Source organism: Salinirussus salinus, assembly GCF_009831455.1.
Taxonomy (GTDB): domain Archaea; phylum Halobacteriota; class Halobacteria; order Halobacteriales; family Haloarculaceae; genus Salinirussus; species Salinirussus salinus.
The window spans coordinates 434193-445939 of the sequence record NZ_WOWO01000001.1 but is presented as its reverse complement, the minus strand read 5'-3'; the positions used below and the strand labels follow the sequence as shown (position 1 = coordinate 445939).

The window sequence follows — 11747 nt, the reverse complement described above, 5'->3', positions numbered from 1 at the left end:
CCGAGCGCCGTCGTGCCTGCCCGGCGCAGGCTTCAATCGGCTTCGGACCCTGGGGTGGGTATGGTCCTCTCAGAGACCGACCGCGAGAAGGTCGACACCAGCCCGGACCCGGCCTTCTACGACCGGCCCCGCTTCGTCACCCACGTCGACGACGCCTTCCTGGAGCGGCTGACCGCGCTGTACGCGGACCTGCTCTCGCCGGGCGACCGGGTCTTCGACGCCATGAGCAGTCACGTCTCCCACCTCCCCGACGCCGAGTTCGAGCGGGTCGTCGGACACGGCCTCAACCGGACAGAACTGGCGGCCAACCCCGCCCTCGACGAGTGGTTCCTCCAGGACCTCAACGCCGACCAGTCCCTGCCGCTTTCCGACGGAGCCTTCGACGCCGTGCTCTGTGCAGTCTCCGTCCAGTATCTCCAGTACCCGGCGGCGGTGTTCGCGGAGTTCCGGCGCGTGCTCGCCCCCGGCGGCGTGCTGGTGGTGAGCTTCTCGGACCGGATGTTCCCCACGAAGGCGGTCAGGGCCTGGCGGACGCGCTCGATGGACGGACGTGCCGACCTCGTCTGCGAGTACGTCGATGCGGCGGGCGGCTTCGGAACCGTCGAGGTGGTCCGCGAGCAGCCCGGGCCTGGCGCCGACCCGTTCTACGCCGTCGTCGCACGCCGCTCCGGCGGACCCAAAAAGCCCACCTGAGACGCACCCCAACGACACAGCATGGCTGGGAACGACACCGGAACCGGCGGGGAACCGCTGCGCGGGCGGGCCGTCGCGGGGCCGAGCGGGCCCGCAGCCGAGCCCGGAGCGGGAGCCTGACCGACGCCGGAGCCATGGCCGGACTGCGCGACTTCCTCCCGACACACGCCTGGGCGGCACTGTTCGGGCTGGCCGCCGTCGCCATGCTCGCCTTCTTCATCCCGCCGTCGGTGGGCGAGGCCGTCGGGGTCGAGGGAGTCGGGTTCGTCATCGTCATCGGCCTCATCGAGCTGGGCTGTGCCCTGGCGATGGCAGCCATCTTCATCTACTACCGCGCGGAGGGGGAGTGGGGCGAGGACGACGAGGAGTGGCGGTTCGACCCCTGAGCGGGCGCGTCGACCCCTCGTTCCCCGACCCCCGACTGTTTTATCCGTCCCGTCCGACCCGGGAGACGATGGCAGCCGACGGTGCGTCACTGATCCGCGAGACCGGTACAGAGTTCGTCGACGGCGTCGTCGACGCCCTGCCGGAGGTTCTCTCCGGACTCATCTTTCTGGTCCTGGCGTACGTGGTGGTCCGGGTCGTCCAGCGGCTGGTCCGGGCCGCGCTCGAACGCGCTTACCCCGGCGACCAGCAGCTCATCGCCGACTTCGGCGTGCTCGTCGTCGGCCTCTTCATGTGGTTCGGGGCGGCGCTGACGCTTCTGGACATCGTCGGTCTGGGCGACATCGCCGCCAGCCTCGGCACCGCCGCCGGCTTCATCGCGCTCGGGGTCTCCTACGCCCTCTCGAACATGATCGCCGACACCGTCGCCGGGATCTACCTGCTCCGGGACCCCGATTTCAACCCCGGCGACACCGTCACCGCCGGCTCGGTCACCGGAACCGTCACGAGCATCGGGCTCCGCAAGAGCCGCTTCGAGGTAGAAGGCGACACCGTCGTCGTCGCCAACCGCGACGTGGAGTCGAAGTGGACACTCCGGACCGGGTCGGGGGAGTGAGGGGACGGCCGGCGGCCGGGAGGAGCTGAGCCGATGGAGTACCCGGGCGGCGAGCGGCTGGCCGCCGGCACCGGCGCGGCGCTCGCGGTCGCCTCGATACCGCTTCCGTACCTCCGGGTCGGCGGCGACCCAGTCGTTCTCGCGCTCCCGGTCGGGAGTGTCGACGCGGACGCGGTCGTCGCCGCTGCGGTGCTCGCGGGGGCGGCGGTGTCGCTCGTCGACCACACCCGCGGCGAGCAACTGCTCGGGGCGGTCGCCGGCGGGCTGGCGGCCGCAGTCGCCGTCGGCTGGGTGGCTGGCGCGGCCGGCGCCGGCGGGCCGTTCGGCCGGTTGACCGCGGGGTCCGGTCTCGCGGTCGCGATGGTCGCCTGGGGAGCCGTGGAGGTCGCGGACCTGCTCGAGCCGGGGCGCTCGCACCCGCGGGTCTCGCGGTGGGCGGCTGTGGGTGCGGTCGCGGGCTGTGTGGCCGGGACGGTCGGGTTCCTGCTGGTCGACGGCGGCGTCCGCCTCGTTCCGGGCGCCCTCGGAGTCGCCGCCTGGCTCTACGCCGTCCGGTGGGAGCTGGCGGCGGCCCGCGGCTGACCACTCGCCCGTGAAACCCCAAAACAGTGCGGCACGAACCAGTTCGACGAGGGTCCCTCAGCCCTTCCCGTGTGGACCGTCGCTCGGGTCGCCGGTGCGGGCCTGCTGGCGGCTGCGGCCGTCGCGATGGGCGTCGCCGGCGTCTACGGACTGACAGCGCCGGCCGTCGGGTCCCCGCTCGTCGCGTCGGTGATTCCGGCCGTCGCCGTGCTCTCGTCGGTGGCGTATCTCGCCGTCCGGGAGACCCGGCAGGTGGTGACCGGCGACCGGACCGCGCCGGGCGCGGGGGACGCGGCGAACGCGCTCGCCGTCGCCGCCGGGGCGCCGGTGACCCGCTGGCTCGCGGTCGAGGCCGGCCTCGGCGTCGTTGTGGCCTCGGCGCTCGTCGGGCTCGTCGCCGGGCTGGCCCTCCCCGAGTACGGGGTGCCGGTCTACTGTGGCTCCTTCGTCGGGATGGCCGGGACGGAGGTGCTCGGGTCCTACGCCGCGGTCGCGGCCGCCGGGTTCGCCGCCGGCGCGGTGTTCGTCCTCGCCGCCGGGCTGTTCGACGGCTTCGGCGGCAAGCTGGGGACGACCGCGTTCGTCGGCTGCGGGGCCGTCGTGCTCGCGACCGGCTCCGCCCCGGCGGCGCCGGCACCGATCCCGCCGCTGGAGACAGCGACCCTGCTCGTCGGGAGCGCCGGCGCCGCAGCGGTCGCGACCTTCGTGGCGAGCGTCCGGCTCGGGCACGGCCCGGTCGTCGGGTCGGGGGTCGTCGGCCTGACCGCCGGGCTGGTCGCCCCGCCGCTGCTCGGGGCGGGGGAGGCGGTCGCCGCCGTCGCCTTCTGTGCCTCCTTCGCGGGGATGGCGCGCCCGGACCGGCTCCCCGACGAGCGGGTCATGCTGGGGACGGGAGTTCTCTGTGGCGTGCTGTTCGTTGCCGTGACGCCGTACTTCGGCGGGTTCGGCGGCAAGCTCGGCACGGTCGCGTTCACAGCCTGTCTGGGTGCCCGTGCGTTCCTCGCAGCGGTCGACAGCCTGCCGTCGGTCGTCACGTCCGTCCGGCCGGGGTGAGGGTGCCGGGGCGACGGCTTTGTACGCGTACGACCCCTGGATGTGGTAATGACGGACTGGAGCGTCGAGGACATGCCGTCGATGGACGGCAAGCGAGTGGTCGTGACGGGTGCAAACAGCGGGGTCGGCTTCGAGGGAACCAGGGCCTTCGCCGGGGCCGGTGCGACCGTCGTGATGGCCTGCCGGAGCGCCGAGCGCGGCGAGCGGGCCGCCGACGAGATACGCGAGGCGGTTCCCGGGGCGGCGCTGGACGTGCGGCGGTGTGACCTGGCGGACCTGGACTCCGTGCGGGACTTCGCCGCGGGAGTTCGGGGCACCTACGACGAACTGCACGTCCTCTGTAACAACGCCGGCGTGATGGCGGTCCCCCGCTCGGAGACCGCAGACGGCTTCGAGACCCAGCTCGGCGTGAACCACCTGGGCCACTTCGCGCTGACGGGGCACCTGCTCGGCCGGCTGGTCGGGACGGCGGGCGAGAGCCGCGTCGTCACCCAGTCCAGCGGCGCCCACGAGATGGGCGAGGTGGACTTCGAGGACCTCCACCGCGAGGGCTCGTATGGCAAGTGGGAGGCCTACGGCCAGTCCAAGCTCGCCAACCTCCTCTTCGCCTACGAACTCCAGCGCCGCCTCGAGGAGGCGGGCGTCGAGCGAACCGTAAGCGTCGCCTGCCACCCCGGCTACGCCGACACGAACCTCCAGTACCGGGGCCCGGAAGCGTCGGGCTCGCGAGTCCGCTACGGCCTGATGAAAGTCGCCAACACCGTGTTCGCCCAGTCAGCAGCGAAGGGAGCGCTCCCGATGCTGTACGCCGCGGCCGCCGAGGGCGTCGAGGGCGGGGACTACTACGGCCCCGGCGGTCTCCTGGGGATGCGCGGCCCGCCCGAGAAACAGGAGTCGAGCGACGCCTCCTACGACGAGGGTACCGCCGAACGGCTCTGGGCGGTTTCCGAGGAGCTGACCGGGGTGGGCTACGACTTCGAGGCGCTGGCCCCGCGGCCGGCCTGACGATGGCGGCGATCAGCGTCGAGGGGCTCCGCCGGGAGTTCGGTGACACCGTCGCTGTCGACGACCTCTCGTTTGCCGTCGAGGAGGGTGAGCTGTTCGGCCTGCTGGGACCCAACGGGGCCGGCAAGTCGACGCTGATCGGTATGTGCTGTACGCTGGTCCGGCCGACAGCCGGGACCGCGGCGGTGAACGGCCACGACATCCGGACCGAGCGCGACGCCGTCCGGGGCTCGATCGGGGTCGTCTTCCAGGAGCCCGCGCTCGACGAGGAACTCACGGGGGTCGAGAACCTCGTCTTTCACGCCCGCCTCTACGGGCTCTCGCGGGCCCGCCGTCGCGAGCGCGTGGCCGAGGTGCTCGGGCTGGTCGACCTGGCCGACGTCGCCGACGACACCGTCGACACCTACTCGGGCGGGATGAAACGCCGCCTGGAGATCGCGCGGGGCTTTCTCCACGAGCCGGCGGTGCTCTTCCTCGACGAGCCGACGCTCGGTCTGGATGCCGGGACCCGTCGGGACACTTGGGAGTACATCCGCGCGCTCAACGACCGCGGCGTCACCGTCGTCATGACCACCCACTACATGGAGGAGGCCGACGCGCTCTGTGACCGGGTGGCCATCGTCGACGACGGGAGCGTGGTCGCGCTGGACAGCCCCGCCCGGCTCAAGGCGAGTCTGGGCGGGGACGTGGTCGCCGTCGGAGCCGCCGACGACACCGCCGCGCTGGCCGACCGGCTGCGCGGGGTCGACTGGGTGGCCGGCGTCGAGGCCACGACCGACGGTCTGAGCGTCACCGTCGACGACGGCGCCCGCCGGGTCGCGGACGTGGTCCGGCTGGCCGACGAGAGCGGCGTCACCATCACTTCCGTCGACCGCCGGGCACCCAGCCTGGAGACCGTCTTTCTCGACCTGACCGGGCGGGAGGTCCGGACCGGCGGGGACAGCGGCCTCGCCGAACCGGCGGCCGGCGGCGGGCCGGGCGACGAGGGGTGGGGAGCGCCCGGGACCAGCAGCCCGGACGGGGGGAAGTGACCGTGTCCCGTCTCCCGGTCGACCCGCGGGGGGTGTACGCGCTCTGGGTGCGGGACGTCACCCGCTTCGTCCGGACACCCTCGCAGGTGGTCGGTGCCCTGCTGACGCCGCTGCTCTTCCTGGTCTTTCTGGGGACCGGCTTCAGCGGCGCGGCCATTCCCGGCATCCCCGAGGGGGTCGACTACCTCCAGTACATCGTCCCGGGGATCGTCGGCTTCACGCTGCTTTTCGGTGCGTCCTTCGCTGGCCTGGCGATCCTCGCGGACCGGGACGTCGGCTTCCTCAAGGAGATCCTCGTCGCGCCGGTCAGCCGGACCTCCATCGTGCTCGGCCGGGTCGCCGGCGGCTCGACGACCGCGCTCGTCCAGAGCCTCCTCATCCTCGTGCTCTCGGTCCCCCTCGGGTTCGAAATCCGCCGGCCGCTGCTCGCACCGCTGGCGCTCGTGGTGCTCGGCCTCCTGGCAGTGACGTTCGTCGGCTTCGGGATCGCCCTGGCCTCGCAGTTCCGGGACTCCCAGGGCTTTGGAATCCTCGTCCAGTTCGCCATCCTCCCACTCTTTTTCCTCTCGGGGGCGCTGTACCCGCTGGACCAGCTCCCGACCGCCGTCCGGTATCTCGGCCTGCTGAACCCGCTGACCTACGGCGTCGACGCGCTCCGGGGGGTCCTCGTGGGCACTTCGACGTACCCGCTTGCGGTCGACTTCGGGGCCCTCATCGTCGGCGCGGCCGTGATGGTCGCCGCGGGCGCGGCGCTGTTCGAGCGCGTTGAAGCGGCGTGAGCGGCCGGCGGGGTCGCGGGGGCGTCAGAGGAAGTCCGCGGGGCCGCGTTCGCGCTCGCGGACGTGTGGCTCCGGCATCAGGTCCTCGAAGGGCTGGTCGTCGAGCCACTCACAGAGCTTGACGAGCTGGTCGGTCGCGGCCTCGAACAGGCGCTCGCCCTTCTCGGGGGTGGCGTCGGTCTGGTCGCCGAGCACGCCGTTGCCGGTGTTGTCGGCGGCGTCGTAGAACGTGCGGGCGCCGTGGGTCCGGTAGCTGCCCTCCTCGGTCCGGATGAGCCCGCCGTCGCGGGCCGCCTCCAGGCGGTCCTCGTGGACGATATCGCGGTCGATGTGCATCATCATCGCCGTCTCCTTGGGGCCGCCGTGGGGGCCGTTGTGCTCGAAGACCTCGTCGACCAGGTCGGGGATCGACTCGTCCCACATCCACTCGACGGCGTAGGCGACCTCGTCCATGTGCAGCCGGCGGCCGACCTCCCGGAGGTGGTCGACGTTGCCGCCGTGGGCGTTGACGTAGACGACGCGGTCGATCCCCTGGTATGTGAGGTTGCGGGTGAGACTCTCCATGTAGTCCCGGAACTGGGGGGCGTCGACCCACATCGTCCCGTGGAACTGGCGGTGGTGCGGGCTGACGCCCACGTTGACAGTAGGGGTGCAGAGATAGCCCGTCCGGTCGGCCGCCTCCCGGGCCAGCGCCTGCGCGATGCGGTGGTCGGTGCTCTCCGGGAGGTGGGGGCCGTGCTGTTCTGTCGACCCGACCGGCACCAGCGCGAGCGACTCCTCCTCGAAGTACGCGCCCAGGTCCGGCCAGGCGTGGTCGGCCAGGTACATACCTGCGGGTGGACGCGGCGGCCCAATAAGCTGTCCATCCGCTCGCAGTGGGCGGGACCGGCGGGTTCGATGGCGGGCCTTCCGGCCCGAAGGCAGGCTTATTCGCCCCGCAGCCCAAAGGAAGAGCATGGCTGGACGGGCAGTCGGTGGCGTCGTATCCGGGCTGGCGCTGCTGTTGGGAGCGAGCGGTCCGGCAGCAGCCCACGTCGACTACGTCGTCGAGCCGGGCGCGGAGGGGTCGGCGGCGAAGCTGTTCCGGACAGTGTTCACCTCGCCCGCCGACGTCGCTGTCCTCGGGGCCGGCGGGCTCGCCGTGCTCGCGCTGGTGGCGGGCTATCTCCGCTTTGGCTCGCTGCCCGATGTCGCGGTCGCGCGCCGGACCCTGCAGTCCTACCGGCCGTATCTCCCCTGGATGCTCCGGCTCTCGGTCGGGCTGCCGCTGGTCGGGGCTGGCTTCGCGGGCTATCTGTTCTCCCCGAGCGTCGCCGCCGACGCCCGCCTGCTCCAGGTCGGGGTCGGCTTCCTGCTTCTGTTCGGGCTGGCGACCCGTGCCGTCGCCACCCTCGGCCTGCTTGCCTATCTCTGGGGGCTGGGAACGCACTTCCCTGAGATGCTGCTTGCCAGCGAGTACGTCGCCGGCTTCCTCGCCATCCTCGTCGTCGGACCCGGCCAGCCCAGCGCCGACATGATGCTCCGGCGGATGGTCGTCACCGACGGCACCGTCGCCAGCCGCTTTCGCGGCGTCGCGACGCCGGGGGAACTGCTCGCCCGCGCCGGGGTCGACAGGTCGGTCACCCCGCTCCTGTTGCGGGTGTTTCTGGGCCTGAACTTCGTCTACCTCGGCGTCGCACAGAAGTGGCTCCAGCCCGGCGAGGCCGCCGCGGTCGTCGCCAAGTACGACCTCACCGCGGTCGTGCCGGTCTCTCCGGAGCTGTGGGTGTTCGGCGCTGGGCTCGTCGAGGCCGGCGTCGGGCTGGCCTTCCTCACCGGCACCTTCACCCGCGGGGCCGCCGTCGCCGGCTTCGTCCTGCTGACGACCACGCTCTTTGGCCTGCCCGACGACCCCGTGCTCGCCCACATCACCCTCTTCGGGCTCTCCTCGGCGCTGATGGTCACCGGGAGCGGCCGCTTCTCGCTCGATTCCTGGCTGGTCCCGGCGCTGCGTCGCCGCTTCGACCCCGGCCTGGGGCCACCGGACGGCCAGCGCGCCGACTGACCGACCGGCAACCGGGCAGCCGACAGTCACCGGCCGCGAAAGCGCCCCGCTACGCCTATTTTTCACCGTTTTTCTACCTGTATTTTCGCAATAGAGAGTCTCAAACGCCTTTCCTCTCGGCTTCGTCGGCGAGGGAGTTAAACGCGTAGAGACCCAACAATGGGTATGGAAATTCCTCCGCGAGCAGCGGACGGTGAGCCGGGCGTGGCGGCACCGGACGAGTATGAGACCGTCGACCTCGGCGTGCTGGTCGTCGGGGCCGGGGCCGCCGGCGCACGCACGGCGGTCGAGTTGGTCGAGCAGGGTGTCGACCCCGAGGAGATACTCGTCATCGGGAAGCGGGGCCACGGGGACGCCCACACGACCTGGGCCCGCGGCGGGATCAACGGAGCGCTGGGCACCCACGACCCCGAGGACGACTGGACGGTCCACGCCGCAGACACGCTGAAGGAAGGGCACTTCCTCAACGACCCCGGGAAGGTCGAGACGGTAACCGAGCGGATGCCCGGGCTGCTCCGGGAACTCGACGACTGGGGGATGGCCTTCAGCCGGACCGACGACGGCGAACCCGACCAGCGGTACTTCGGTGCGCAGTCGTTCCGGCGGACTGCGTTCGCGGGCGACCACACGGGCGAGTCACTGCTGAACACGCTCGTCGAGCGGGCCCAGGGGCTGTCGGTCCCGTACCGGGAGAACGTCTTCATCTCCCGGCTGCTGACCGAGGGCGGGCGAGCGCTGGGCGCGGCTGGCTACGACATGGACACCGGAGAGTACGTCGTCTTCGACGCGGAGACGGTCGTGCTCGCGGCCGGCGGGTACACGAGCCTCTACCGCCGTCACTCCTCGCGGGACGACGAGAACACCGGTGACGGCCCCGCGCTGGCGTACCTCGCGGGGGCGCGGCTGATGGACGTCGAGTTCGTCCAGTTCCACCCGACCGGGATGGTCGGCGACCGCTACGGGGAGGAGTGGGACGGGCGCCTGGTCACCGAGGCCGTCCGCGGCGAGGGCGGCCGCCTGTTCAACGCCGAGGGCGAGCGGTTCATGGAGCGGTACTCCCCGGACCAGATGGAACTCGACGCCCGGGACGTGGTCGCCCGGGCCATCGCCCGGGAAGTCAGGGAGGGCCGCGGAACTGAGAACGGCGGCGTCTACCTCGACATCTCGCACCGCGAGCGGGAGTTCATCCAGGAGCGGCTCCCGCGGATGTACGAGCGGTTCGCGGACCTGGGGGTGGACATGGCCGAGGAGCCCGTCGAGGTCGCACCGACGGCCCACTACGGGATGGGCGGCGTCCGCGTCGACGACGAGGGCGAGACCGACATCGACGGCCTGTACGCCATCGGCGAGACGATGGCCGGCGTCCACGGGGCAAACAGACTGGGCGGCAACTCCCTGGCCGAGACCATCGCCTTCGGCCAGGTGACCGGGCAAGCGGTCGCCCGGCGGCTCGCCGACGACGCGGGCGGGTCCGACGACGAAGCCCCGGAGTCGGACCGGCTCCACGACCGCGCCCGGCACCACTTCGCGGACCTGGGGCGGCTGGCCGGCAGCGACGGGAGCCACGAGCCCGAGGCGCTGCTCGACGAGCTCCGGGAGCTGCTCTGGGAGCATGCCGGACTGCTGCGCACCGAGGCCGGCCTGGCGGCCGGGCTGGAGGAGCTACAGGAGCTGCGCCGCAAGGCGAGTGACCTCGCGGTCGGCGGGCCCACAAGCAAGTCCTTCGAGTACGCGCTGGACCTGGGCTTCGGGCTCGTTGTCGCCGAGGCACTCCTCCGGGGTGCACAGGAGCGGACCGAATCCCGGGGCGCCCACGCCCGGACGGATTATCCCGGGACCGACCCCGACTGGAAGCGAAACATCGTCGTCGAGCGCGGCAGCGTCGGCGGGATGCGACTCACGACGGAGTCGGTCGGGACGCCCAGCGAGGCAGTCCAGGAAGCCCTCGACGCCGACCACGAGCTGGACTACCACCAGCTCGAGTGACTCGACGGCGGGCGAACCTCCGGAAAACGGTGTGACTCAGTCGAGAAGCGTGGCGGGCAAGCGCCCGCGTACTGGCTGGAGGGGAAAGGAGCGGGCGGCCATCCTCACGCAGTGCTGTGGTAGGACTGCTTTTTGACGATCTCGGTGGCGTGGCAGCGCGGACAGGCGTACTCCGTCAGCTTCGTGGTCTCGTCGTTGTAGTTCATCCGCGTGCCACACTGGGGGCACCGTGTCATGATACCCTCTCTATCGCGGGCATTATTAATCATTATGGTTTCTGCGAGGGTCGGAGCGGTCCCCCGACAGCGACGCCCCGCCGGCCCGTCCGGTGTGCGGGCGGTCAGGGGCGACGGGGGTCGCCAAAGCGCGAGAGGTGTTCGACCTCCCGCTCGTCGACGTTCTCGAAGGCGTCGCGGGCGATCACTCGCTTCTGGACCTCGTCGGGGCCGTCGGCGATGCGGATGATCCGCGCGTCGGCGAACAGCTGCGAGAGCGGCAGGTCCATCCCGATCCCGTTCGCGCCACAGACCTGGAGGGCAGTGTCGACGACCTCCTGGGAGACGTTGGTGGTGAAGTACTTGGCCATCGACGCTTCGACGCGGGCGTCGCTGCCGGCGGCGTGGGCGCGAGCGGCGTCGCGGGCCAGCAGGCGCGCGGCCCGCAGCTTCGTCTCGGCGTCGGCGATGTCGAACCGCGGGGCCTGCTTCTCGGCGACCGTGTCGCCAAAGACCTCCCGCTCGCTCATGAACGCTTCAGCGACGTCAAGCGCCCGGCGGGCCTTCCCGGAGTGGCGCATACACTGGGTGAGCCGGGCCGGGACCATCCGCTTCTGGGCGTGGGCGAATCCCTCTCCCTCCTCGCCCAGCAGGTTCTCCTCGGGGACGCGGACGTTCTCGAAGAGGACCTCCGAGTGGACCGTCCCGAGGGTGGCCTCGCCGAGATGTGGGAGGTCGCGGACCACCTCGATCCCCGGCGTGTCCGCGGGGACGATGAACATCGAGGAGCCCTCGTAGGGGTGGACGTCGGGGTCGGTCCGGGCCATCACCACGAAGAAGGCGGCCTCGCTGCCGTTGGTGATCCACCACTTGTGGCCGTCGATGACCCACCCGTCGCCGTCGCGCTCGGCGCGGGTCTTGACCATCGTCGGGTCCGCGCCGCCGCCCTGCATCGGCTCGGTCATCGCGAAGGCGGAGCTGACCTCGGCGTCGACCAGCGGGCGGAGCCACTCCTCGCGCTGGGCGTCGGTGGCGAGCCGTTCCAGCAGGTGCATCGTCCCCTCGTCGGGCGCGTCCACCCGCATCGCGGGCTGGGCGAGGTAGCTGCGGCCCGACTGCTCGTAGACCGGCAGCGCGTCCCGCAGGTCGAGCCCGAGCCCGCCCAGGTCCTCCGGCATCTGGGGGGCGTAGATCCCCCGCTCGCGGGCCTCGGTACGGAGGTCTTCGACGAGGTCCTCCGGCACTTCCTCGCCCGGCGGGAGCGCCCGCTCGACCGGCAGGACCTCCTCGTCGATGAACTCCCTGACCTGTTCTGTGACCTCGAGCGCACGGTCGGAGTCGTGGTGCGGTATCATCACC

General features: G+C 71.7%; 13 protein-coding genes. 10 read left to right on the top strand and 3 right to left on the bottom strand.

Annotated features, from left to right (window positions below; translation table 11 throughout):
* The first annotated feature begins 54 nt into the window (after positions 1–54).
* From GN153_RS02215 to GN153_RS02180, 8 genes are all read left to right on the top strand, one after another.
* A complete protein-coding gene (locus GN153_RS02215; RefSeq protein WP_159899330.1) occupies positions 55–693 on the top strand; it encodes a class I SAM-dependent methyltransferase in 639 nt (212 codons plus the stop codon).
* 134 nt (positions 694–827) lie between these two features.
* Complete coding sequence (locus GN153_RS02210) at positions 828–1079, top strand: hypothetical protein (protein WP_159899328.1); 252 nt, start codon at positions 828–830, stop codon at positions 1077–1079.
* 68 nt (positions 1080–1147) lie between these two features.
* Positions 1148–1693 carry a mechanosensitive ion channel domain-containing protein gene (locus GN153_RS02205; RefSeq protein ID WP_159899326.1) on the top strand — a complete coding sequence of 182 codons (546 nt, stop codon included), beginning with the start codon at positions 1148–1150 and terminating at the stop codon, positions 1691–1693.
* Positions 1694–1726: 33 nt separating this feature from the next.
* Positions 1727–2275 carry a hypothetical protein gene (locus GN153_RS02200; RefSeq protein ID WP_159899324.1) on the top strand — a complete coding sequence of 183 codons (549 nt, stop codon included), beginning with the start codon at positions 1727–1729 and terminating at the stop codon, positions 2273–2275.
* Positions 2276–2344: 69 nt separating this feature from the next.
* Positions 2345–3328, top strand: coding sequence for a hypothetical protein (locus GN153_RS02195; protein ID WP_201287792.1), 984 nt, complete (start codon positions 2345–2347; stop codon positions 3326–3328).
* A gap of 48 nt (positions 3329–3376) precedes the next feature.
* Positions 3377–4333, top strand: coding sequence for an oxidoreductase (locus GN153_RS02190; RefSeq protein WP_159899322.1), 957 nt, complete (start codon positions 3377–3379; stop codon positions 4331–4333).
* Between the two features lie 2 nt (positions 4334–4335).
* The gene (locus GN153_RS02185; RefSeq protein ID WP_159899320.1) at positions 4336–5364 is read left to right on the top strand and encodes an ATP-binding cassette domain-containing protein; all 1029 of its coding nucleotides are present in this window, start codon (positions 4336–4338) and stop codon (positions 5362–5364) included.
* A 2-nt stretch (positions 5365–5366) separates the two neighbouring features.
* Entirely contained in the window at positions 5367–6143 is a 777-nt protein-coding gene (locus GN153_RS02180; RefSeq protein WP_159899318.1) for an ABC transporter permease, read from the top strand.
* Between the two features lie 24 nt (positions 6144–6167).
* Here the strand turns inward: GN153_RS02180 and GN153_RS02175 are convergent, their stop codons facing one another.
* A complete protein-coding gene (locus GN153_RS02175; RefSeq protein ID WP_159899316.1) occupies positions 6168–6971 on the bottom strand; it encodes a creatininase family protein in 804 nt (267 codons plus the stop codon).
* 127 nt (positions 6972–7098) lie between these two features.
* Here GN153_RS02175 and GN153_RS02170 point away from each other — a divergent pair, with 127 nt between their 5' ends.
* Together GN153_RS02170 and GN153_RS02165 are read left to right on the top strand one after the other, a co-directional pair.
* The gene (locus GN153_RS02170; protein ID WP_159899314.1) at positions 7099–8187 is read left to right on the top strand and encodes a DoxX family protein; all 1089 of its coding nucleotides are present in this window, start codon (positions 7099–7101) and stop codon (positions 8185–8187) included.
* A 165-nt stretch (positions 8188–8352) separates the two neighbouring features.
* Positions 8353–10173 carry an L-aspartate oxidase gene (locus tag GN153_RS02165; protein ID WP_159899312.1) on the top strand — a complete coding sequence of 607 codons (1821 nt, stop codon included), beginning with the start codon at positions 8353–8355 and terminating at the stop codon, positions 10171–10173.
* Between the two features lie 104 nt (positions 10174–10277).
* Here GN153_RS02165 and GN153_RS17615 read toward each other — a convergent pair whose 3' ends face one another.
* Positions 10278–10409, bottom strand: a complete 132-nt coding sequence (locus GN153_RS17615; RefSeq protein WP_236544733.1) for a zinc ribbon-containing protein — start codon at positions 10407–10409, stop codon at positions 10278–10280.
* 104 nt (positions 10410–10513) lie between these two features.
* On the bottom strand, positions 10514–11740 hold the full coding sequence (locus GN153_RS02160; protein WP_159899770.1) for an acyl-CoA dehydrogenase family protein: 1227 nt from the start codon (positions 11738–11740) through the stop codon (positions 10514–10516).
* Positions 11741–11747: the final 7 nt, after the last annotated feature.

What these genes read in the sequence shown, in the direction of transcription:
- GN153_RS17615 (WP_236544733.1), bottom strand. Translation starts at nt 10,409, where the DNA reads ATGACACGGTGCCCCCAGTGTGGCACGCGGATGAACTACAACGACGAG.
- GN153_RS02200 (WP_159899324.1), top strand. Translation starts at nt 1,727, where the DNA reads ATGGAGTACCCGGGCGGCGAGCGGCTGGCCGCCGGCACCGGCGCGGCG.
- GN153_RS02190 (WP_159899322.1), top strand. Translation starts at nt 3,377, where the DNA reads ATGACGGACTGGAGCGTCGAGGACATGCCGTCGATGGACGGCAAGCGA.
- GN153_RS02175 (WP_159899316.1), bottom strand. Translation starts at nt 6,971, where the DNA reads ATGTACCTGGCCGACCACGCCTGGCCGGACCTGGGCGCGTACTTCGAG.
- GN153_RS02185 (WP_159899320.1), top strand. Translation starts at nt 4,336, where the DNA reads ATGGCGGCGATCAGCGTCGAGGGGCTCCGCCGGGAGTTCGGTGACACC.
- GN153_RS02170 (WP_159899314.1), top strand. Translation starts at nt 7,099, where the DNA reads ATGGCTGGACGGGCAGTCGGTGGCGTCGTATCCGGGCTGGCGCTGCTG.
- GN153_RS02165 (WP_159899312.1), top strand. Translation starts at nt 8,353, where the DNA reads ATGGAAATTCCTCCGCGAGCAGCGGACGGTGAGCCGGGCGTGGCGGCA.
- GN153_RS02205 (WP_159899326.1), top strand. Translation starts at nt 1,148, where the DNA reads ATGGCAGCCGACGGTGCGTCACTGATCCGCGAGACCGGTACAGAGTTC.
- GN153_RS02210 (WP_159899328.1), top strand. Translation starts at nt 828, where the DNA reads ATGGCCGGACTGCGCGACTTCCTCCCGACACACGCCTGGGCGGCACTG.